At 66.7% G+C, this 20,628-nt stretch carries 19 protein-coding genes and 1 tRNA gene; 9 read left to right on the forward strand and 11 right to left on the reverse strand.

Annotated features, from left to right (window positions below):
* Window positions 1-131: 131 nt before the first annotated feature.
* The 3 genes from ABIE51_RS02275 to ABIE51_RS02285 are packed head-to-tail and all read left to right on the forward strand — an operon-like array spanning window position 132 to window position 3,280.
* Window positions 132-1,169, forward strand: coding sequence for a glycosyltransferase (locus ABIE51_RS02275; protein ID WP_354503308.1), 1,038 nt, complete (start codon window positions 132-134; stop codon window positions 1,167-1,169).
* Window positions 1,166-2,221: a CDP-glycerol glycerophosphotransferase family protein gene (locus ABIE51_RS02280; protein WP_192632577.1), complete on the forward strand. Its 1,056-nt coding sequence runs from the start codon at window positions 1,166-1,168 to the stop codon at window positions 2,219-2,221. The genes ABIE51_RS02275 and ABIE51_RS02280 overlap by 4 nt, the downstream gene beginning before the upstream one ends.
* A 3-nt stretch (window positions 2,222-2,224) precedes the next feature.
* On the forward strand, window positions 2,225-3,280 hold the full coding sequence (locus ABIE51_RS02285; RefSeq protein WP_192632068.1) for a CDP-glycerol glycerophosphotransferase family protein: 1,056 nt from the start codon (window positions 2,225-2,227) through the stop codon (window positions 3,278-3,280).
* Between the two features lie 13 nt (window positions 3,281-3,293).
* Here ABIE51_RS02285 and ABIE51_RS02290 read toward each other — a convergent pair whose 3' ends face one another.
* From ABIE51_RS02290 to ABIE51_RS02300, 3 genes are read right to left on the reverse strand one after another with little or no spacing between them, the layout of a single operon-like run.
* Window positions 3,294-4,799, reverse strand: coding sequence for a PH domain-containing protein (locus ABIE51_RS02290; RefSeq protein WP_192632069.1), 1,506 nt, complete (start codon window positions 4,797-4,799; stop codon window positions 3,294-3,296).
* Entirely contained in the window at window positions 4,786-5,292 is a 507-nt protein-coding gene (locus tag ABIE51_RS02295) for a PH domain-containing protein (protein WP_192632070.1), read from the reverse strand. The genes ABIE51_RS02290 and ABIE51_RS02295 overlap by 14 nt, the downstream gene beginning before the upstream one ends.
* A gap of 38 nt (window positions 5,293-5,330) precedes the next feature.
* Window positions 5,331-6,263, reverse strand: coding sequence for a lauroyl acyltransferase (locus ABIE51_RS02300; protein WP_192632071.1), 933 nt, complete (start codon window positions 6,261-6,263; stop codon window positions 5,331-5,333).
* A 93-nt stretch (window positions 6,264-6,356) separates the two neighbouring features.
* Between ABIE51_RS02300 and dtd the strand changes: the two genes are divergently transcribed.
* Entirely contained in the window at window positions 6,357-6,797 is a 441-nt protein-coding gene (gene dtd, locus ABIE51_RS02305; RefSeq protein ID WP_192632072.1) for a D-aminoacyl-tRNA deacylase, read from the forward strand.
* 74 nt (window positions 6,798-6,871) lie between these two features.
* The gene (gene rpoD, locus ABIE51_RS02310) at window positions 6,872-8,731 is read left to right on the forward strand and encodes an RNA polymerase sigma factor RpoD (RefSeq protein ID WP_115842656.1); all 1,860 of its coding nucleotides are present in this window, start codon (window positions 6,872-6,874) and stop codon (window positions 8,729-8,731) included.
* A gap of 221 nt (window positions 8,732-8,952) precedes the next feature.
* On the opposite strand, the gene ABIE51_RS02315 is transcribed toward rpoD, so the two are convergent.
* A complete protein-coding gene (locus ABIE51_RS02315) occupies window positions 8,953-9,339 on the reverse strand; it encodes a SnoaL-like domain-containing protein (protein WP_192632073.1) in 387 nt (128 codons plus the stop codon).
* Window positions 9,340-9,462: 123 nt separating this feature from the next.
* Here ABIE51_RS02315 and ABIE51_RS02320 point away from each other — a divergent pair, with 123 nt between their 5' ends.
* Window positions 9,463-9,930, forward strand: a complete 468-nt coding sequence (locus tag ABIE51_RS02320; RefSeq protein WP_192632074.1) for a hypothetical protein — start codon at window positions 9,463-9,465, stop codon at window positions 9,928-9,930.
* Window positions 9,931-9,933: 3 nt separating this feature from the next.
* Here ABIE51_RS02320 and ABIE51_RS02325 read toward each other — a convergent pair whose 3' ends face one another.
* From ABIE51_RS02325 to ABIE51_RS02340, 4 genes are all read right to left on the reverse strand, one after another.
* On the reverse strand, window positions 9,934-11,316 hold the full coding sequence (locus tag ABIE51_RS02325; RefSeq protein WP_192632075.1) for a glycoside hydrolase family 47 protein: 1,383 nt from the start codon (window positions 11,314-11,316) through the stop codon (window positions 9,934-9,936).
* Window positions 11,316-12,545 (reverse strand): AGE family epimerase/isomerase, encoded by a 1,230-nt coding sequence (locus ABIE51_RS02330; RefSeq protein ID WP_192632076.1) that lies wholly within the window; start codon window positions 12,543-12,545, stop codon window positions 11,316-11,318. The genes ABIE51_RS02325 and ABIE51_RS02330 overlap by 1 nt, the downstream gene beginning before the upstream one ends.
* Window positions 12,542-13,537, reverse strand: coding sequence for a carbohydrate kinase family protein (locus ABIE51_RS02335; protein ID WP_192632077.1), 996 nt, complete (start codon window positions 13,535-13,537; stop codon window positions 12,542-12,544). Before ABIE51_RS02335 ends, ABIE51_RS02330 begins: the two co-directional genes overlap by 4 nt.
* 70 nt (window positions 13,538-13,607) lie before the next feature.
* A complete protein-coding gene (locus ABIE51_RS02340; RefSeq protein ID WP_192632078.1) occupies window positions 13,608-14,648 on the reverse strand; it encodes a LacI family DNA-binding transcriptional regulator in 1,041 nt (346 codons plus the stop codon).
* A gap of 178 nt (window positions 14,649-14,826) precedes the next feature.
* Here ABIE51_RS02340 and ABIE51_RS02345 point away from each other — a divergent pair, with 178 nt between their 5' ends.
* The 3 genes from ABIE51_RS02345 to ABIE51_RS02355 all read left to right on the forward strand — a co-directional run bounded on the left by ABIE51_RS02345 (window position 14,827) and on the right by ABIE51_RS02355 (window position 18,134).
* Window positions 14,827-17,184, forward strand: coding sequence for a GH92 family glycosyl hydrolase (locus ABIE51_RS02345; RefSeq protein WP_192632079.1), 2,358 nt, complete (start codon window positions 14,827-14,829; stop codon window positions 17,182-17,184).
* A 69-nt stretch (window positions 17,185-17,253) separates the two neighbouring features.
* A tRNA-Ile gene (locus ABIE51_RS02350) sits at window positions 17,254-17,326 on the forward strand.
* Window positions 17,327-17,666: 340 nt separating this feature from the next.
* Window positions 17,667-18,134, forward strand: a complete 468-nt coding sequence (locus tag ABIE51_RS02355; protein ID WP_192632080.1) for a hypothetical protein — start codon at window positions 17,667-17,669, stop codon at window positions 18,132-18,134.
* A gap of 111 nt (window positions 18,135-18,245) precedes the next feature.
* Here ABIE51_RS02355 and ABIE51_RS02360 read toward each other — a convergent pair whose 3' ends face one another.
* The 3 genes from ABIE51_RS02360 to ABIE51_RS02370 all read right to left on the reverse strand — a co-directional run bounded on the left by ABIE51_RS02360 (window position 18,246) and on the right by ABIE51_RS02370 (window position 20,614).
* A complete protein-coding gene (locus tag ABIE51_RS02360) occupies window positions 18,246-19,103 on the reverse strand; it encodes a hypothetical protein (RefSeq protein WP_192632081.1) in 858 nt (285 codons plus the stop codon).
* A gap of 341 nt (window positions 19,104-19,444) precedes the next feature.
* Entirely contained in the window at window positions 19,445-20,023 is a 579-nt protein-coding gene (locus ABIE51_RS02365; RefSeq protein WP_192632082.1) for a hypothetical protein, read from the reverse strand.
* A gap of 237 nt (window positions 20,024-20,260) precedes the next feature.
* Window positions 20,261-20,614 (reverse strand): hypothetical protein, encoded by a 354-nt coding sequence (locus ABIE51_RS02370; RefSeq protein ID WP_192632083.1) that lies wholly within the window; start codon window positions 20,612-20,614, stop codon window positions 20,261-20,263.
* Window positions 20,615-20,628: the final 14 nt, after the last annotated feature.

A 20,628-nucleotide genomic window follows, 5' to 3' on the forward strand; every position in this document is an offset into this window, starting at 1 on the left:
CGATTCGCGACGGTCGCAGGTCGCTTGCAAGGCCGCGCGTTCCACGCAGAATGGGGCCGGGGATGGAACCCCGGGCTGCCGATGAATGGACCCGGGGATGAAGCCGGGGGGCGAGCTTGGGGAAGCTGCGCGTGATCACCCGCGACAACGGCGCCGGCCTGAGTCGCGACCTGCGTCTGATCGGCGATGTCCTGCGCCACGGCCACGAGGTCGCGACGGTGGGGCTCGGCAACAGCCGCCTGCGAAACCGCCTGGCGCAGTGGCGCCTCTGCCTGGCCACGCGCCTGGCGGGGCCGGTGGATGCGCAGCTGTCGGTCGAGCGGATCTACGAACCTGTCCTCGCGACGGCGCGCAGCAACCTGCTGATGCCCAATCCCGAATGGTTCCGGCCTTCGTGGACCGCGCTGTTGCCGCGCTTCGACCGGGTGCTGTGCAAGTCCCGCCACGCAGTCGAGATCTTCCAGCGCCTGGGCTGCGCCACGACGTATACCGGCTTCACCAGCGCCGATCGCCTCGATCGCGCCGTGCCGCGCGAGCGGGCGTTCTTCCACCTGGCCGGTCGCAGTTCGGCCAAGGGCACGCAGGTCGTGCTGGAAGCGTGGCGCCGCCACCCGGAATGGCCGCGCCTGACCGTCGTCCAGTGCGCGCGCAAGGCGCGCCTGCGCTTGTCGGCCGAGAATGTCGACCACCGCGTCGGCCACCTCGACGACGACGAGCTGCGCCGGTTGCAGAACGCGCACCGGTTCCACCTGTGTCCTTCGGAAGCGGAGGGGTACGGCCACTACATCGCCGAGGCCATGAGCGTGGAAGCGGTGGTGATCACCACCGACGCGGCGCCGATGAACGAGCTGGTCGGGCCGGCGTGCGGGCTGTTGTTGCCCTGCAGGCCCGGCGAGCGCCTGGGCCTGGATGTCCGCCACCACGTCGACGTCGAGGCCGTGGAAGCGGCCGTGATGCAGGTGCTGGCGATGGACGAGGCGGCGTGCGCGCGCCTCGGCGAAGCGGCGCGTGCGAGCTTCCTCGAGAACGATCGCGCCTTCCGCACGCGCCTGCAGGCGGTATTCGCCGCGCAGCCGCGCGTGCGTCACGGTGGCCGGCCGGGCCTGGCCGACGCGATAATCGCGTGGCGACGCCCGGCGTCGCCTTCGCTTCCACCACCGGACCGCTGATGGCCGATTACCTGCTGTTCGCCACCGAACGCTACGCCCTGCCGATCCTGCAACCGCTGGCGCAGGCGCTGGACGCCGCGGGGCATGCCGTGCACGCGTGGTTCGTCGATGGCGCGAGTGGTGCGCGGTTGCCGGCGCCGGTGCGTACGGTGGGGTTGCGCGAAGCCGTCGCGCTGAAACCGCGTGCGGTGTTCAGCGCGGCCAACTGGGTGCCGACGTTCGTTTCCGGCGCGAAGGTCCAGTTGTTCCACGGCTTCAACGTCGAAAAGCGCTCCGACGAACGCGGCCACTTCCGCGTGCGCGGCCTGTTCGACCTGTACTGCACGCAGGGGCCGGCGACGACCGCGCCGTTCCGGGAACTGGCCGCGCAGGCCGGCCACTTCGCCGTGGTCGAAACCGGCTGGCCGAAACTGGACCCGCTGTTCCGCGACGACGCGGGGGCCGCCGCCGCGATGCGCGCCCCCGCCGGCAGCCGGCCGGTGGTGATGTTCGCTTCCACTTTCACCGAGCGCCTGAGCGCGGCGCCGCACCTGTTCGACGGCATCGCGGCGGAAGTCGCGCGCGGCGACCGCTACTGGCTGCTCACGCTGCATCCGAAATGCGCGCCGGAGCTGTTCGAACGCTACCGCGCGCTGGCCGGTCCCAACGCGACGTTCTTCGAAACCGAACAGCTCGTCACCGCCCAGCGCGCCGCGGACGTACTCGTCGCGGACACGACGTCGGTCGTGTCGGAGTTCGTGGTGCAGCGCAAGCCCGTGGTGACGTTCCGCAATCGCGCGCCGAAACCGCACATGCTCGATTTCGACGCCGCCGCGCGGCTGCCGGACATGCTCGCGCGCGCCTTCGCGCCGGACGATGCGCTCAAGGCTGCACTGGCGGACTATGCCGATGCGATCCATCCGTATCGCGACGGGCGGTCGTCCGAACGGGTGATAGCCGCGACCGACGCGCTGCTCGGCGGCGAGCTGGGTCGCCTCAAGGCCAAGCCCCTCGCGGCGCGCTTTCGCGCATTGCAGATCCGCCAGCGCATGGGCTACTGGGGCCTGGGCTGAACGATGCCGCATCGCCTGGTGTTGCTGGCGTCCGAGCCGTACTCGCTGCCGATCCTGCGCCCGCTCGCGCGGGAGGCGCTTGCGCGTGGACATGACGTGGCGTGGGTCGCCAGCGACGCGATGGCCGCGCGCCTGGCGCCGGACGAACCACGCCTGACCAGCCGCCGCGCGCTGAAGGCGTTCGCGCCGCAGGCGGTGTTTTCGACCGTCAACCGTATTCCGCCGTTCTTCCCGGGGTGGCAGGTACAGCTGTTCCACGGCCTGAACCTGCACAAGCGCGATCCCGCGCAGGGCCAGCATCGCGTGCTGGGCCTGTTCGACCTGTACTGCACCCACGGTCCGGCAACGACCGGCCCGATGCAGGCGCAGGCCGTCGAGCGCCGCGATTTCGTGGTTGTGGAGACGGGCTGGCCGAAACTGGACCCGCTGTTCGGCGGCGTCTCGGCGAATGCGCGTGGATTGCGCGAAACCGCGGGTGGGCGGCCGGTCGCGATGTTCGCGTCCACCTTCAACGATCCGCTCAGTTGCTCCGGCGAGTGCTTCGAACACATGGAGCGCCTCGTTGCGCGCGGCGATCGTTACTGGCTGCTCACGCTGCACCCCATGTCGCCGCCGGAGCGCATCGAACGTTACCGCCGGTTGGCCGGGCCGAACGCGATGTACCTCGATTCCGAACACCTGATCGACATGCTCCACGCCGCCGATGCGCTGGTGTGCGACACGACGTCCGTCGCGGAGGAAATGGCGCTGCTCGGCAAGCCCGTTGTGACCGTGCGTCATCGCAAGCCACAGCCTTTCATGCATGACGTCGCGAGTGCCGGCGACATCGACGCGGCATTGCACGCCGCGCTGTCGTCGCCGGCTGCCCGTCGGGATGAGGCGAACGCCTACGCGGACACGCTCCATCCCGCGCGCGATGGGCGCGCGTCCAATCGCGTGCTCGACGCCGTGGAATCGCTGATCGACGGATCGCTACGCCCGCAACGCCGCCGCAAAGCGCGCCCGTGGCGCCGCTTCTGGCGATCCTGGAAGGCGATGCGCGAACTGTTGCCGGGCTGATCCGCGCGCCGGATCACCAACGCAGAGGCCGCCGCGCGAGCATCCGCGACAGCGACGCGTAGAGCGCCAGCGCGTCCTCGTGCGGCAGGAAGCGCACGCGCAGCGGTGGCGACAGCGCGCCTGCGCCCGAGGTGTCCAGATGCAGCGTCGCGGTGCCGCAGCGGCGATCCAGCGGCGAACGCGTGAGCTGCAGCGCCTGCAGCTTGTCCAGTTCGGCGAAACGCCAGTGGCGCGTCCACCAGCCTTCGCGCACGGCGATGATCTCCGCATTGGCCGCGTACGCCATGCGTCGCGCGCGACGATGCGCGGCGAACGCCGCCCACGGCAGCCACGCCAGCGCCAGCAGGCCCCACGTGCCGAAGCGCCAGCTCGCGGCGATGGTGATCGCGATGACGACCGGAATCGTCGGCAACACCAGTCGCCACCAGTTCGACGTGGGCAACGCGCGCCAGTCCAGCTGCGTCCAGCCCGCGCGCGGTAGCAGGTGTGCGATCAGCGCATCGCAGGCGGCCGGCGTCGCGATGGGTGCCAGTTCGCGCAACGCACGTTGCTGCTGGTGTTCCTCGGCGACGGCGGTGTCGACGTCCAGGCTGCGACGCTTCAGCAGCCGATGCAGCGTGCCCTCAGTCAGCGTCCATGCCTGGATGCGCCGACGTGACGCGCTCGTGCGCCAGCGTGCGAGCAGGCCGCGTTCAACGGTCAGCCGGCGGCCGATCTCGCTCAGGCGGAACCCGTGGTACTGCAGCAACGCGAACAGGATCGAGAACCCGCGCAGTACGAGGATGGCGAACAGCACCAGCGCCAGCGCGGACACGACGTACTGCCCCAGCCCGAAGTGATGCTCGCCGGCGAAGCCGAACAGCCACTTGCCGACCGAGCGGAACGTATCCATCACCGCGCGCTGGCTGATCTGCACGATGGCCGCGAATGCCGCCGCGACGACGACCAGGCCGCGGTTGGACACCAGCCCGAGGCGCACGATCTCGCCGAAGGGAAGCGCGAGCAGCGTGGTCGATTCGGGTTCGTTCGCGCTCGTCGCGGCCGTCGCGCCGCGGTGCCGCACCAGCGCTTCCAGCGCGAGCGCGTCTTCGAGCTTGAGCACGCGCATCTGCGCTTCGGGCTTGCTGCCGCCGGCCGATTCCAGGCGCACTTCGGCCACGCCGAACACGCGGTGCAACGCCGATTGCTGCAGCGCGACGTTGTGGATGCGCGCGAACGGAATCACGCGCAGGCTGCGTTCGAACAGGCCGCTGCGGACCACCAGCCGGTCGCCGGCCACGCCATAGCGATAGGTGAAGTACTGCCACAGCGACAGCACGACCAGCACCGCGACGCCGATCAGCGGCCACAGCTCGTTGCGGTCGCCGCGCCCGAACACAAGCAGCGCCACCAGCGGCAGCACGAACTGCTTCAGCTGCTGCACCAGCACGAACAGCCACGACATCGGGTGCAGGCGACGCTCGGCCGCGACCGTCGCGTCCGGGGCGGCGTCGGGCGACGGCCCGTCAGGCGTCGTCATCGGCATCGTTCGCTTCGATGGGACGCGCGAGCAGGTCGCGCAGGCGCTCGGCGTCGGCGGCATCCAGGTGCGGCACGGTCACCGCGCTGTGGCGCGTGCCGGCGGTGTGCACGATCAGGGTCGCGAGGTTGCGCTGGCGCTGGAGCGGGCCGCGCTTGATGTCGAGGTGCTGCACGCGCGTGGCCGGCACGCGGGTTTCGCGCTGCCACATCCGGCCGCGGCGCACGGCCAGTCCGTCCGCGTCCAGCCGCCAGAAGGTGCTTCGATAGTGCTTCAGGCCAATCCACGCGCCGATGGCCAGTCCGACCAGCGCCAGCACGGGCGGCGCGAGCCACAGGTCGAAGACGCCCGCCAGCACGAAGCCCGCCACCAGCCCGGGGATGGCGAAGGGCAGCATCGGCGTGAGCATGCTCGGCAGCCGCGCGCGGTCGGGCAGGGGATGCCAGTCGGCGGGCGGTGTGGCCGCCGCGGCGGCTTCGTCGTGGTCGGCCATCGTGTCGCTCCGTTGCGCGTTCGCGACGGCGCGTGCCGTCAGCGGTTCCAGTACGGGTTCTCTTCCCCCGAACCCGGCGGCCTGAGCGTATAGCGTTTGTAGGTCCACTGGTATTGCGCGGGATCGCGACGGGCGATCGCCTCGACCGCGGCGTTGAGCGCCGCCACTGCGATCTTCGGATCCGGATCCGAGACTTCTGCCGGCGCGCGCTGGATATGCAGCGCGAAGCCCGGATGGCCTGCATGCGTGTCCACGCGCTCGCACCAGGCAAATAGCACGGTAGCGCCCGTGCGCGAGGCGAGCCGCCCCAGCAGCGTCATCGTCAGCGCCTGCACGCCGAAGAACGGCGCGAACTCGCCGTCGCCTGCCTTGGGCTGCTGGTCGGGCAGGATGCCGACGACGCCGCCATCGTTGAGGCGCTTGAACAGCTGCCGGATCGCCGGGCCTTCGGCGCGGACCTGCGTGACGCGTTCCCCTGCGTCCGACTGCTCATGGTCGGCACGCACGAGGTTGAGGAAGTGTTCGACGACTTCCGACTCCGGCGGGCGGTAGAGGATCGCCAGCGGCGTGCGCCACGCCAGCCACTGGTTCAGCAGTTCCCAGTTGCCGTGGTGGGGCGCGGCGATGATGACGCCCCGGCCGGAGGCGATGGCCTCGTCCATCAGCGCCGTGCCGTGTTGTTCGCGCAGCAGTCGCAGGTTCTCGGCGTGCGGGCGGGTCCACAGGCGGATGGTTTCCAGCACCTGTCGCGCGGTCGTGCGCAGGATCGCCGCGTGCAGCGTTTCGCGCTCGGCGGGGAGCAGGTCGGGGTAGGCGAGTTCGAGGTTGATCCGCGCGACGCGACTTTCGCGCACGTCGCGCCAGCGCCACCACGCCGCCAGCGCATCGCCCAGGCGGAGCAGCACCGGCCAGGGCAGGCGGCCGATCAGGGCGGCGACGAAGTACAGCAGGCGTGCGGCGAAGCGGTTCATCCATTCAGTCTAACGGCGGCATCGTCGGCGCCGGTTGACCCCGCAGTGCCACGGCCCACAGCATCGGCGCTCCATCCACCGCCACGGAACCCCATGCTCGCCCTGATCCAGCGCGTGACCGAAGCGAGCGTCCGGGTGGACGACGAAGTCGTGGGGGCGATCGGTCCCGGCCTGCTCGCGCTGGTGGGCGTCGAGCCCGGCGACGGCGACGCCCAGATCGCGCGGATGGCCGACCGCCTGCTCGGATACCGTGTATTCGCCGACGAGGGTGGCCGAATGAACCTGGGCCTGGCCGACACCGGCGGCGGCCTGCTGCTGGTGAGCCAGTTCACCCTGGCCGCGGACACCCGCAGCGGCATGCGTCCGGGCTTCAGCACGGCCGCGGCGCCGGAGGTGGCTGAACCGTTGTTCAGCCGATTGGTCGGCATCTGCAGGCAAAAACATTCCGGGGGGGTGGAAACGGGGCGGTTCGGTGCCCATATGGTGATCAGCCTGGTCAACGACGGCCCGGTCACCTTCCTCCTGCGGTCCTGATGGCCAACCCGACCGGTCCGGCCTGATATACTGGAACGTTCCCATCCCTTCCCATTAGCGCGGTGGCGCAGCACATGGCCAACGAACGTCAGCCCCCCTCCTCCGATATCAAGCAGTTGATCAGCAAGGGCCTGGAGCAGGGCTACCTGACCTATGCCGAGGTCAACGACCACCTGCCCGACGACCTTGTCGACGCCGAGCAGATCGAAGACATCATCGGCATGATCAACGGCATGGGTATCGAGGTCCACGAAGTGGCCCCCGATGCCGAAACGCTGCTGCTCGCCGACGGCGGCACGGGCAACCGTGAAGTCGACGACACCGCCGCCGAAGAAGCCGCCGCCGCGCTGACCGCGCTGGACGGCGAAGGTGGCCGCACGACCGACCCGGTGCGCATGTACATGCGCGAGATGGGCACGGTCGAGCTGCTCACCCGCGAAGGCGAAATCGCCATCGCCAAGCGCATCGAGGAAGGCCTGGGCCAGGTGCAGGCCTCGCTGGGCGTGTTCCCGGCGACGATCGCCTCGATCCTGGACGACTACGAACAGCACAAGGCCGGCAAGAAGCGCCTGGCCGAGATCATCGTCGGCTTCAACGACCATCTGGACGAAGTGCCGGAGCCGCCGGCGCCGGTGGTGGTCGAAGCTGCCGACAGCGACGCCGAGTCCGACGAGGACGAAGAAGAGGTCGCGGAAGGCGAAACCGAGGAAGTGGTCAGCGGCCCGGACCCGGTCGAAGTCGCCGCACGCATGGAAGCGCTGGCCGACAACTACCAGAAGTTCCTCAAGGCCTACGCCAAGCACGGCGCCGCGCACAAGTCGGTGCTGAAGCTGCGCGAGGACATGGCCGCCATCTTCGTGACCTTCAAACTGCCGCTGCCGCTGACCGACGTGCTGGTCCGTGGCCTGCGCGAAGTCGTCAACGGCATCAAGGACCACGAGCGCCGCATCCTCGACCTGTCCACGCGCGTGGCGAAGATGCCGCGCAAGGACTTCATCCGCGCCTGGGAAGGCAACCAGACCAACCTGGAATGGGTGGACGAGCTGCTCAAGCGCAAGCAGAAGTGGTCGTCGGGCCTGCGCGAGGTGAAGGACCAGATCATCGCCGAGCAGCAGGCGACGATGGAGATCGAGAAGTCCTCCTACCTGACGCTGGCCGACATCAAGGACATCTCCCGCCAGATGGCCTACGGCGAGGCGAAGGCGCGCAAGGCGAAGAAGGAGATGGTCGAGGCGAACCTGCGCCTGGTGATCTCCATCGCCAAGAAATACACCAACCGCGGCCTGCAGTTCCTCGACCTGATCCAGGAAGGCAACATCGGCCTGATGAAGGCCGTGGACAAGTTCGAGTTCCGTCGCGGCTTCAAGTTCTCGACCTACGCGACGTGGTGGATCCGCCAGGCCATCACCCGTTCGATCGCCGACCAGGCGCGCACCATCCGTATCCCGGTGCACATGATCGAGACGATCAACAAGCTCAACCGCATCAGCCGCCAGATGCTGCAGCAGTACGGCCGCGAAGCGACTCCGGAAGAGCTGGCGAAGGAAATGGACATGCCGGAGGACAAGATCCGGAAGGTCATGAAGATCGCCAAGGAACCGATCTCGATGGAAACCCCGATCGGCGACGACGAGGATTCCCATCTGGGCGATTTCATCGAGGACACGAACATCGAGTCCCCGGTCGAGGCGACCACCAACATCAACCTGACCGAGACCGTGCGCGATGTCCTCGCCGGCCTCACGCCGCGCGAAGCCAAGGTGCTGCGCATGCGCTTCGGCATCGACATGAACACCGACCACACGCTGGAAGAAGTCGGCAAGCAGTTCGACGTCACGCGCGAGCGCATCCGCCAGATCGAAGCCAAGGCGCTGCGCAAGCTGCGTCACCCGAGCCGTTCGGAACAGCTGCGTTCGTTCCTCGACATCGACTGACGCGGCAACACCGCCGATGTGTCGCCACGAAGCCCCGCTCAGCGGGGCTTCGTCGTTTTCGATGCATGCCTTTTCGCGCCGCCAGGCCAGCAGATCGGGCAGGGCCCGGCGCCGCGGTACTTGTGACCGCGGCTGCAGGTCTTCCAGCCGTTGTTCGTGGAAGGCGTGGACGACTTCGCGTTCATGGCGACCTCCGCGGCGCGATCGGCCCGGCCGCTGCGTTACGACTTGTCGGTGTTGTAGAAGAACTGTTCGTGCGTGATCTTGCCGTCGCGCACCTGGTACACCGCGATTTCCTTCATCGCCACGCGGCCCATGTCCTTGTAGGTCGCGTCCAGTCCCATCGCGACGCTGAACCAGCCATCGGCGATGACGGGATCGCTCACGCTGCCGCCGTGCACCTCGACGAGGTTGTCGGCCCACTGTTTGCCCTTCTCGCGGATCGCCGCCATGCCACGCGTGATCGAGTCCGCGTCCTGCCCGGTGCCTTCGATGCTCACGGCATCCTCGGCGTAAAGCTCCTGCTGCGCCTGGTCGTACTGGCCGGTGCGGCAGAGTTCGACGAGGCGGTTGGCCACTGCGGCGATGTCGTGGGTCTTCGTGTCCATGCGAGGGTCCTTCGGTTGGGACGCCCAGCATGGGCGGGACAGACTGACAGCGTGCTGTCAGCAGCGTGGCGCTGGCGGTAAGCTCGGATCCGGCCGCGGGGGCGGCCATGCATGGGGAATCCAATGGAAGACACGAATCCGTACCGCAGCCCGGCCACGGCGTCGGTGGCAGTCGCAGTGCCCGACGCAGGGGGCCGGTTGTACCGGGTCTCGGGCATCGTGCTGGGCACGTTCATGGGCACGCCACTGGCGACCGGCTGGCTGATGTCGCGCAACTACCGCGCGCTGGGCGATCACGCGCGTGCGCGCCAGGCACTGACCTACGGCGCCATTGCGTGCGCACTCGTGCTCGCACTCGTGTACGTCCTGCCCGAAAACGTGCCGGCGATGGTCTTCACGATCCCGCAGCTGTTCGCCGCCTCGCATATCGCGAAGCGCTTCCAGGGAGATCGCATCGCGGAGTACGAGGCGAGCGATCGCACCTACTCGAACTGGCGCGCCGTCGGCGTCGGGCTGCTGTGCTGCCTCGCCGTGCTGGTGGTGCTGGTGCCGCTCGTCATCGCGCTCGCCCTGGCCGGCGTGATCGAGTGATCCTCACCACGTCCGCCGCAGCGGATGCGCTTCGGTGGTCAGCACGACCTTCGACGGATCCAGCGTTTCGGGCGGCGCGAACAGCAGGTAGAAATACTTGAAGGTCTCGGCGAGCACGAAGCTTTCCATGTCGTCGTCCTTGTCCTTCGTGATCACGCTGTCGAGCGCCGCGAAGCCCGAATCGGTGCGCGTGTAGCGGACGAAGTCGTCGAACATCTCGCGGCCCATCGCGCGGTACTTCGCATCGCCGGTGAGGCGGTGCAGGTACCACGCCGATTCGATGATCTCCGGACGCAGCGGATACCCCGCCGACGTCACTTCACCCTTGCGATAGTCGTACGCCTCCGGCTCGATGCCCCACTTGCGCCACATCTTGAACGACGAATCCTGCAAACGGCGCGCCTGCGCGACATCGCCCGACAACGCCAGCAGTCCCGGCCAGAACGCGTCGAGCGCGCCGTAGCGGCTGGCGACGCGGTCGCCGCTGTCCATGTCGACGTGGCCCACCCACAGCGCGCCGTCGACTTCTTCCGGGTAATAGCGGTTGGCCGCGGCGATGCTCTCCTTCCACATCGCATGGCAGTCCTCGTCGCCGAACAGCGTCCAGCACTTCCACAGGTACTCGTAGTACGAGTCGATGCGCGCACCGACGTGGCTGCGCTTGTTCGTCCACTCGCCCGTGGTGACGTCGAAACGCTCGCCGACCAGGCCGGTCTTCGAACGACGCTTGTAGGTTTCCACGAGCGCGCGCTTGGCCTTCTCATAGAACACCGGATTGCCGGTGAGCTTGCTGAGCGTGCCGTATTCCAGCAGCAGCGTGCCGGCCTCGGCGGGATTGCTTTCGTTGCCGTGCGCCTTGCCGGTGCGCAGGTTGACGTAGACGTATGGCAGGCCCGTGGGCGAATCGAACGCCGGCAGCAAACGCGTGCCGAGGTCGTTCGCCAGCGCGAGCAGGCGCTGGTCGCCGGTCAGCTGGTAGCTCGACAGCAGGCCGCCGAGCAGCCTGATCACCACTTCGAAATGCTTTACGTCCAGGTCGCGATCGAACGACAGCTTCGTCGCGATCAGTTCGCGCGCCTCTGCCGCCTCCCGGTCCAGGCCCATCAGGATCATCGTGTCGAGCGCATCGACCGGCGTCATCAGCAGCGACTCGCCGTACCAGTCGTGCGGCATGTTGCTGAGCGGCTTGAGGCCGTCGTGACCCCACGCGTACTCGCGATAGCCGCGCCACGCGTGCAGGAACTGCGCCTTCACTTCCTCCGCGCTGCGTGCGGCGCGCTTGTCGCTGAACGACGCGGACGACTCCGCGCCTTTCGTCGCGGGTTCGGCGGCGATGGCGAGCGTGGGAACCAGCAGCAGGGACAGCAACGCAGCGTGCAGACGCATCAGTTCTCTCCGCGATGACGAAGGACGGCCAGGACGTCATAGCACGCGCCCATGGTGTGGTAATCGGTCTTGCCGGCGGGACTCTTCTCGTCGCTGTACTTGCGGTTCCGGCGATCGAGGATGCGATACCACGCGCCATGCTCGTGATCGACGAAATGTCGCCACGAGTACGCCCACAGCCGGTCGTACCAGTCCCAATAGGCGACGTCGCCCGCCGCGTCGGCAAGTCGCGCGGCCGCGGCCAGCGACTCGGCCTGCACCCAGAAATACTTGTCGTCGTCGCACACCGCGAACTCCGGTGCGAGCCCGAAGCCGTACGCGAGCCCGCCGAATTCCGCGTCCCACGCGCGCTGCACGGCCGTGTCGAAGAGATGGCGTGCAGTTTCGATCAGACCGTCGGCCGGCGTGCCGCGCTCACGCAGATGGCCGTCCAGGATGACCAGCAGCTTCGCCCATTCGGTCTGATGGCCGGGCTGATAGCCCCACGGACGGAACAGGTGCTTCGGATCGTCGCGGTGGTAATCCCAGTCGACGTTCCAGTCGCGATCGTAGTGTTCCCAGACCAGCCCGCCGGCCTTCGCGGCCTGGCGTCGCGTCATGCCGTCCGCGAGCAGCAATGCGCGGTCGAGGAAACGCGTTTGCTTCGTCGCCTCGTACGCGGCGAGCATCGCCTCGCACATGTGCATGTTCGCGTTTTGCCCGCGGTAGTCGGAGAAATTCCACTCCGCGTCGGCTTCATCGCGATACAGGCCTGCGTCCGCATCGAAGAAGCGCGACTCCAGCAGCTGCCAGGTTTCGTCGATCCACGGCACCACCTCGTCGATGCCGGCCTTCAATGCCGTCGAATACGCCAGCAGCACGAACGCGACGCCGTAACAGTGGTTCGTGCGGTCTTCGGCAACGCCGTCGCGGATCGTCCACGCGTAGCCGCCCGTGGAGGCATCGCGATGCACGTCGCGCAGGTAGCGCAGGCCGTGGCGCGCGGCGTCGAGGTATTCCGCGTTGCCGAACTCGCGCGCCGCCATCGCGTAGTTGAAGACGAAGCGCGTGCTGCTCACCAAGTGGCGATGCGAGGCGTCGTACACGCTGCCGTCGTCGCGGAAGTAATGGAAGAAGCCGCCGTTCGGATCGATGGCGCGCGGATGGTAGAACGCCATCGTGTCGGCGATGTGCGCGCGCAGGAAGGCGTCGCTGCGGAAGTCGGGTTCCGTCGTGTGCAGGGTCGTCATGCGTCGTTCCGGAAAAGGGTTTCGATGTCCTCGCGCGTCGGCATCGCGGCGAAGGCGCCGTGCTTCGTCGCCGTCAGCGCGCCTGCGGCGGCGCCGTGGCGCAATGCGTCGAGGATCGTCGCCTCGTCCGCGATCGCGTCGTCGAAGTTGCCCGCGTCCACGCCCAAGTCCACCAGTCGCAGCAGCAGGCCGGCAACGAACGCATCGCCGGCGGCGGTGGTATCGACGGCGGAAACGCGGAACGTGGGCGCCTCGCCCTGCGCGGCGCGCGTGTACCAGCGCACCGGCTTCCCGCCGTCGGTGATCAGCACCAGTCGCGCGTGCCCCTGCCAGAGGCGCTGCAGCATCGCGTCGTGATGCCCCGCGCGACGGATCAGGAAATCCGCTTCGCTGCGGCACAGCTTGACGACATCGGCTTCGGCGAGCGCTTCCCACAAACGCGGCGCCGGATCCACACCTTCCGGCCACAACGAGGGCCGCAGGTTGAGGTCCATGCTCACCAGCGCGCCGTGTTCGCGCGCCAGCTGCATGCCGGCGACGGTGGTCTGCGCGATGTCGGCTTCGGTCAGGCTGTTGGAGCACACGTGCAGCACGGCCGCATCGAGAAAACATTCGGTGCGGAAATGTTCGACGCGGAACAGGAGGTCCGCCGCGGGCGGTCGATAGAAGCTGAAGCTGCGCTCGCCTTCCTCGTCCAGCGACACGAACGCCAGCGCGGTGCGCGCCGCGCTGGTGTGTGCGGTGAAGCGCGTGTCCACGCCGAAGGCGCGCAGCTGCGACATGAGGAACTCGCCGAACATGTCCACGCCGAGCATGCCGACGAAGCGCGCGTTGCCGCCCATGCGCGCGACCGCGGCGCTGACGTTAGCCGGCGCGCCGCCGGCGTACTCGACGAAATGGCGCGGGTTGCCCGGCAGCGCGGGCAGCGCGAGGAAGTCGATCAGCGCCTCGCCGAAACATACGATCGCCTTGCGTTGCACGGCTGCGATCATGCGCGCGTCGCCGCCGCGATCGTCGGGATGAACGCCGCTGTGGCAGCGCGATGGGGCAGGGGGCGACCGCTCATGCGGCATCTCCGGACAAGGTGGACTGGCTGCTCGCGCGCACATGCAACTGCACGGGCGCGATGGTGGTGATGGCGGGCGTGGACGGATTCTGCAGACGCTGCAGGATCAACTCCGCCGCCTGGCGGCCGCGCGCGCGCGGATCGACCGCGACGGTCGTCAGCGGTGGCGCGCTCACGGAGGCTTCGGGAATGTCGTCGAAGCCGGTGACCGCGAAGTCATGCCCGGCACGTCGCCCGCGCGTGGAAAGGCCTGCGATCAAGCCCAGCGCGACGGCGTCGTTGTAGCAGACCGCCGCCGTCGGTGCGGGATCGCGCACGAACAGCGCGCCGGTCTGCCGCGCGGCTTCCAGTCGCGTCGGCGCGCATTCGACGATCCACTGCGGCTCCGGCGCGATGCCCGCGTCCGTCAGCGCGGCATGCCATCCCTTTCGCCGTTCCGAGCACGAACTCGACTCGCCATGTCCACCGAAGAACGCGATGCGGCGATGGCCCTGCGCGAGCAGGTGTTCCGTCGCCAGGCGCGCGCCGCGTGCGTTGTCGAGCGCGAGGTAATCCCATTCGTCGCCAAGCGTGCGGTTGAACACCAGCATCGGTGTGCGCGACGCGAGCAGCGGACGCAGCCGCGCCGCATCGCTGCCTTCGGCGGGCGAGAGGATGATGCCGGCCGGGTCGTGTTCGAGCAGCGAGGTGAGCACCGCCTGCTGGCGCTCGCTCGACTCGCCCGTGCTGCCCAACAGCGTGACGTAACCGGCGGCGCCCAGCGCTTCGTCCACGCCCGCGGCGAACTCGGCGAAGAACGGGTTCGACAGGTCGTTGATCACCAGCGCGACGGTGTTCGACGCCTTGCGCCGAAGGTTCGCCGCGCCGCGGTGATAGACGTAACCCTGCCGCTTGAGCTCGGCCTCCACCCGCGCCCGCGTCTGCGCGTTCACCAGCGGGCTCCCGCGCAGCACCAGCGACACCGTCGCGCGCGACAGGTCGCAGGCGTCGGCGATGTTGGTCAGCGTGACGCGGCCGCGCGCGGCGGGGAGGGGCATGGACGGGCGGGCTCCGGGATTTGGATCGGTCTAAATCGGGCATCCTGCGGAAGGCAGCCGCCCGGTGCAATCCTGCGCTGCAGCATGAGGCCGGACGCACAGCCGTGGTACGGTCCGGCGTTTAGACCGATCCAAATTCGCGGCCCGTCCGCGTCCGATTCCGACTCCAGGAGCGCCCATGTCCCGTCGTGCCCGTTCCCATTCCCTGCGCCTGGCCGGCGCCGCGCTGGCGCTCGCCAGCGGGCTTGCGGCCGCCGCCACGCCCACGGGCGGCGCGGGCGCGAAGGCCTATGCCTCGGTCGATCCCTTCATCGGCACGGGCGGCGAGGGCCACACCTTCCCGGGCGCGACGGTCCCCTTCGGCATGGTGCAGCTGAGCCCCGACACGCAGATCAAGTCGCGCAAGGAAGGCTACGGCTGGGCGGCGGGCTATCGCTACGACGACCACACCATCGTCGGCTTCTCGCACACGCACTTCTCCGGCACCGGGCATTCGGATCTCGGCGACGTGCTGGTGATGCCGATCGCGGGCGAGGTGAAGCTCGAACGCGGCGACGTCGACAAGCCCGGCAGCGGCTACACCTCGCGCTTCGACCACAAGGACGAACGCGCCGAACCCGGCTATTACGCCGTGACGCTGCAGGACTACGGCATCCGCGCCGAACTCACCGCGAGCCCGCGCGTCGGCGTGCATCGCTACACGTTCCCGAAGGGCAAGCCCGCGCACGTGCTCGTCGACCTGCGCACGAGCATGTACGACTACCCCGGCAAGGTGCAGTGGTCGCGACTGCGCCTGCGTCCCGACGGCACGCTGACGGGCTTCCGCGAAACGCGCGGCTGGGCACCAGGTCGCCAGCTGTACTTCGCGATGCGGTTCTCCAAGCCGGTGAGCGGCCATCAATTCCACGACACCGAAGAGAACGTCGTCTACAAGGGCTTCCCGCCGCCGGGCGAAAAGGACCCGCGCCAGCGTGCGCAGATCGAAGGACGCCAGCTTGTCGGTGCGCTGGATTTCGCCGCGGCGCAGGGCGAATCGATGATCGTGAAGGTCGCGATATCGCCGGTGAGCGAGGAAGGCGCCATCGCCAACCTCGACGCCGAAGTGCCCGGCTTCGACTTCGACGCCGTGCGTGCCGATGCGAAGGCGCAGTGGACGCAGGCGCTGTCCGCGCTCGACATCGATGCCCCCGAACCGATGCGCCGCAGCGTCTACACCGCGCTGTACCACACGCTGATGGGGCCGTCGCTGTTCATGGACGTCGACGGTCGCTATCGCGGCCCCGACAACGCCGTGCACCAGGCGAAGGGCTTCACGAACTACTCCACGTTCTCGCTGTGGGACACGTACCGCGCGTTGCATCCGCTGCTCACCATCGTGCAGCCCGAGCAGCGCACCAACGACTTCGTCAATTCGCTGCTCGCCTCGCGCCGCGCCAGCGCATACGGCGTGCTGCCGGTGTGGGCGTTCCACGGCCTGGAGACGTGGTGCATGATCGGCTACCACGCGGTGCCGGTGATCGCCGATGCGTACATGAAGGGCATTCGCGGCTATGACGCCGCTGAGGCGCTCGACGCGATGGTCGCCAGCGCCAGTTACGGCCCGTACGACGGCATCGCGCAATACATGCAGCTGGGCTATGTGCCGATCGACGAGGAAGGCGAAGCCGCATCGAAGACGCTGGAATACGCGTTCGACGACTGGACCATCTCGCGCATGGCCGGCGAAATGGGCCGCGATGATGTCGCGAAACAGTTCGGCAAGCGCGCCACCAACTGGCAGCACGCGTTCGATGAGTCCACGGGTTTCATGCGCGCACGCAAGCGCGATGGCAGCTTCCGCGAACCGTTCGACCCCAGCGCCAGCGGCTACGGCACCGACTACACCGAAGGCAACGCGTGGCAGTACTCGTGGTACGTGCCGCAGGACGTCGCCGGCCTCGCGGCCGCGCACGGTGGGGAAGACAAGCTGCTCGCGCGCCTGGACGCCGTGTTCGACGCGAAGGTCGATCCGAAGATCTTCGAACACATGGAAGACATCACCGGCCTGATCGGCTGGTACGCGCACGGCAACGAGCCGAGCCATCACGTCGCGTACCTCTACGCGTACGCCGGCCAGCCGTGGCGCACGCAGGCGCGCCTGGGCAACATCATGAAGACGCAGTACGCGCCGCGCCCCGATGGCCTCGCCGGCAACGACGACCTCGGCCAGATGTCGGCGTGGTACGTGTTCACCGCGCTGGGTTTCTATCCCGTCGCGCCGGGCAGCAACGAGTACGTCATCGGCCGTCCGTTCATGCCGCGCGTCACGCTGAACCTGCCGAACGGAAAGCGCTTCACCGTCATCGCCGACGGCCTGGACGACGCGCATCTCTACATCGGCACCGCCACGCTCAACGGCAAGCCGCTGGAGCGCGCGTTCGTTCGCCACGACGAGATCATGGCGGGCGGCGAACTGCGCTTCACCATGCAGGCGCAGCCGAACAAGACCTGGGCGACCGACCCGTCGCAGCGCCCGTACTCGATGTCCAGCCGCTGAAATCCCGCCGGCGCGCGAACCCCTCGCGCGCCGGCCCAGCCCCGTCGGCTGCTAAACTCCGCAGCCCACGGGCCTATAGCTCAACGGTTAGAGCAGGGGACTCATAATCCCTTGGTTCCAGGTTCGAATCCTGGTGGGCCCATTTTTGATGGATGCGTGACCGCTAATGTTCTTGAGGCCATAAGCCTGCCGTTTTTGGCAAACTTATGATCTCGGTGAGGCGTTAGTTTGCCGCCTTACGGTCCTACGCGGTCGCCTAGTGCCATGGCACCGGCGGGGAGGGTGGCACGGTCCCGGGCGCGTAGGAGTGCTGTAACCCATCTTTTCCGTAATGCTCTGGCGGCGTACTAGATACGGTGTGCCGTACCGCGGCAATGGTCGGCCGGCCTAGTCAAGATTGTGAGCCATGCCGTGGCTGCGTTTTAACGGCGGGACCGCCGGCTGTATTAAGGTGGTGGGCAGGTTGCTAATGAGTGGAGCCGATGGAGTACTACCACGTCATCGCCAAACTCGAAGGCGAACAGCGGTTTCGCGTGCTCTTCGTCGATCTCAACGTATGGAATCTAAAGCGGCGCTTCATTTCGCCGTACGACCGCGGCAAATCATTCTTCGTCGGAAATGAGCTCATCGACTCGAACAAGATCTGTCACGTGCAGATCATCCGTACAACCGACCCTAATGAGATCGTGCGTAAAGAGATCAACCGAATCGACAACCAGCGGATTGATGCTTGGAACCGAGAGAGCCATGGCGTGTTCTTCGTCACGGCAGGCGCCGGTCATGAGCCGGAAGACATCGCCATGGGCGGCGACGACGTGACCAAAGAATTCATCGCCGGGCAGCCGGGGCATCGAGCGTGGCCTTTACCCGGCGGCTGGCTTGGCTGGGTCAGCGGCCTAGCGAGCGCCGTAATGGCGGCAGGAATCGCGAAGTTTCTCGGCTGGGTGTGAAGAGCCTCAGGCGTACCGCACGCAGGAGAAAATTGCGAGATGTCCCAAGTGGGATACTGATCCAACGCGCGAGTTCGCCGACCTCGGAGTGGATCGGTTCGAGCGAAATGCTCAACCTCCAGAACGTTCGGCATCCTCTCTGAGTCGAGTGACCACTTCATTCATTGTGTAATGAACGAACTGTTTTCCTAACTCTGTGAGTACATGGGGTTTTGTGTTTTCAAAGGCTGACTCAGTCGTGGATGGAGCTTGACGGCGAACGCCTGTCTTTTGAGGCCTTCTGCGCAGGAACTGCCCAAGCGCATTTGTGTCCCGCTCTTGCCTGATTACACCACCAGTGCTCAAGTCACGGATCAGAAGTCGGTAAAGGTCAGCTTCTGCGGAATCCTCGCGTGGTGTATCTCCGTAGACTGCTGACCAAATGTCGAATTTTGTGGATCCGGGATACTGGTAGATCTCGCGAATGACGGCGAAATGAGCCTCATGATAGAGGTCGATCCAGTCAATGAAGAGCCGCACAACGTCATCAGAACAGACGCGGGTTCCGGCCGCATTTGTTACTAAGTTGGCTACGTATCGTCGCTTCTCTTCAGTGTCTGCTTCGTCCCATGTGCGGAACGCCTTGCGAACCAAATTCAGATACTCCTGGCTTTGAATTCGATCCTCGATCTCCGGTCCGAGTGACTGAAAGCGGGATTGAATCTCGGCGAGGGTAACCCTCAGAGCGGAGATCTTCTCTTGATGTTCCTCAAGCCATTGGGTCTGGAGAGAGTCCTGTTGAAGCGTTCCCTCTTCAGCTTTGTACTCATAGGCTGCGCTAAGGAACCCGCCAATCCACGGAATGCTGCCCAGAGCCGCTAGAACGAATTTCTCAACGATTCGCCGACGACGGGACGGCTCGGATTTGGCGAGTTCCTTCTTCAGACGCTCAACGATCACGCGATCGTCTGGTAGTTGGCTTTCTGCCATGATCCTCTCTCCAAGACCTAGCGCAAAAAACTGCTGCCGTGCAAAAGCGGCTGTTGGTGGTCCGCTGACGCTGTGTACAGCTTGGGCATCAGGTTCGATGCCCTCCCAATATCCGCCGACTTCGGCCGAAGGCCGACATTAGCATCGCCCTCGAGATGATGCCGGAACCCAACGCTCGCGATCGGCCGGGACCAGTCGTTGGCATCCGGTGGGCGCGGAGATCACCTGCCCTAGAATGTTCCGATTCGCTCGTCCAGAACGACGCGGCGCCGCGGATTGCATAAGAGATGGCGTGGGCCGCTCGACTCACTCACCCTCGAAGGAGAGGGGAAGCCTAGGTGCTAGGGCGCAGCTCCGTGCTCCGCAATCAACGCGTGACGCAGCTGGCGATAGGCCTCCAGTGCACGGTTGTAATCGGTACGGGTGTACATCGCATGCTCCAGCGAAGTGACTTCGTGTAGGTGTTCGTTGCAGCGAATCTCCCATACCCAATCGAGCTCTATCTTGAGCTCGTCCGTGATGGTCCCGCATTCGACCAATCGTTCAGTCCTAACGGTGTAAGAGCGCCTCGATCCGTTGCCTCGCGTTGCCTCCTTTGTCATCCATTCGCACAGCGCACCGATGATGCACATTCCCTCCTTGGCAACCATGCTGAGGGCGGCGCCAGATAGGTCGGTACGCACAACGAGCCAACGCAGCACGTCGAGAGTCATGGAGGCGTAGCACGCATTTCGGCGCTGCACCTCCGACCCTATGTTTGGCAGATCTCGCCGGACTGCCGCCGCGGTTCTGATAAAGCCTCTTGGAAACCGGATCTTGGCTTCTGGCGCATTCTCACGTCCGTAGTTCGTCTGGATGAGTCCGAGCGCTTCGTTCGCTTGCGCGACAGTCTCTTCCAGCTCATGCGGCAGCATCGGCATGCATCGCTCCCTTGAGTCGTACGAGCCACCCTTCGGAACGTCCGGTTAGGGTAGAAACCGGACACTAGCACCGTCGGCGCGGGCTTGCCTCCTGCCCAGTTTCATATCGATTGGGCGCCTAGCTGGCCTGCCCATGGATAGTTCATGGCGGGCCACAGAAGTATTCACCGCCGTCGCTGATTCGCCCAGCTCTAGTGCGTACTTGACCCGGGCGATCAACTCGTATGATTGACGACTCTATGTTCCGGTAGCCGTATCGAAGAGGAATTGTTCGACGCACGAAAAGAAGCCGATCCAGTAGCCCGTGCGGTCGGGGTCTTCGAAGTCGATGTCGGCGGCGATCCAGCCCAGGGTGCCCATGCCGACCAGGTCGGGGTTGGCTTTCAACCACTGGGCGCACTGGGCGGCGTACTTGGCGCCGACGCGTTGGGCTTCGATTTGTTTGCGCGGGGTTTCGTCGACCGGTTCGACGGCCCAGTAGTTCGGGCGGCCCTGCTCGCGTTCGGCGACGAAAGGCAGGGCGGTGATGGAGAGGCTGACGGGGGAACGTGCTTCGGTACGCTCGCTGCGCGTGCGCTTGGTCTTCTTCATGCATGGAATTCCTA

Source organism: Lysobacter sp. OAE881 (assembly GCF_040546665.1).
GTDB classification, from domain to species: Bacteria; Pseudomonadota; Gammaproteobacteria; order Xanthomonadales; family Xanthomonadaceae; genus Lysobacter_J; species Lysobacter_J soli.

Coding starts and splice junctions, on each gene's coding strand:
- ABIE51_RS02340 (WP_192632078.1), bottom strand. CDS start 14,648: ATGCCCCTCCCCGCCGCGCGCGGCCGCGTCACGCTGACCAACATCGCC.
- ABIE51_RS02285 (WP_192632068.1), top strand. CDS start 2,225: ATGCCGCATCGCCTGGTGTTGCTGGCGTCCGAGCCGTACTCGCTGCCG.
- ABIE51_RS02355 (WP_192632080.1), top strand. CDS start 17,667: ATGGAGTACTACCACGTCATCGCCAAACTCGAAGGCGAACAGCGGTTT.
- ABIE51_RS02295 (WP_192632070.1), bottom strand. CDS start 5,292: ATGGCCGACCACGACGAAGCCGCCGCGGCGGCCACACCGCCCGCCGAC.
- ABIE51_RS02320 (WP_192632074.1), top strand. CDS start 9,463: ATGGAAGACACGAATCCGTACCGCAGCCCGGCCACGGCGTCGGTGGCA.
- ABIE51_RS02290 (WP_192632069.1), bottom strand. CDS start 4,799: ATGACGACGCCTGACGGGCCGTCGCCCGACGCCGCCCCGGACGCGACG.
- ABIE51_RS02315 (WP_192632073.1), bottom strand. CDS start 9,339: ATGGACACGAAGACCCACGACATCGCCGCAGTGGCCAACCGCCTCGTC.
- ABIE51_RS02335 (WP_192632077.1), bottom strand. CDS start 13,537: ATGATCGCAGCCGTGCAACGCAAGGCGATCGTATGTTTCGGCGAGGCG.
- dtd (WP_192632072.1), top strand. CDS start 6,357: ATGCTCGCCCTGATCCAGCGCGTGACCGAAGCGAGCGTCCGGGTGGAC.
- ABIE51_RS02365 (WP_192632082.1), bottom strand. CDS start 20,023: ATGCCGATGCTGCCGCATGAGCTGGAAGAGACTGTCGCGCAAGCGAAC.
- ABIE51_RS02330 (WP_192632076.1), bottom strand. CDS start 12,545: ATGACGACCCTGCACACGACGGAACCCGACTTCCGCAGCGACGCCTTC.
- ABIE51_RS02370 (WP_192632083.1), bottom strand. CDS start 20,614: ATGAAGAAGACCAAGCGCACGCGCAGCGAGCGTACCGAAGCACGTTCC.
- ABIE51_RS02300 (WP_192632071.1), bottom strand. CDS start 6,263: ATGAACCGCTTCGCCGCACGCCTGCTGTACTTCGTCGCCGCCCTGATC.
- rpoD (WP_115842656.1), top strand. CDS start 6,872: ATGGCCAACGAACGTCAGCCCCCCTCCTCCGATATCAAGCAGTTGATC.
- ABIE51_RS02325 (WP_192632075.1), bottom strand. CDS start 11,316: ATGCGTCTGCACGCTGCGTTGCTGTCCCTGCTGCTGGTTCCCACGCTC.
- ABIE51_RS02360 (WP_192632081.1), bottom strand. CDS start 19,103: ATGGCAGAAAGCCAACTACCAGACGATCGCGTGATCGTTGAGCGTCTG.
- ABIE51_RS02345 (WP_192632079.1), top strand. CDS start 14,827: ATGTCCCGTCGTGCCCGTTCCCATTCCCTGCGCCTGGCCGGCGCCGCG.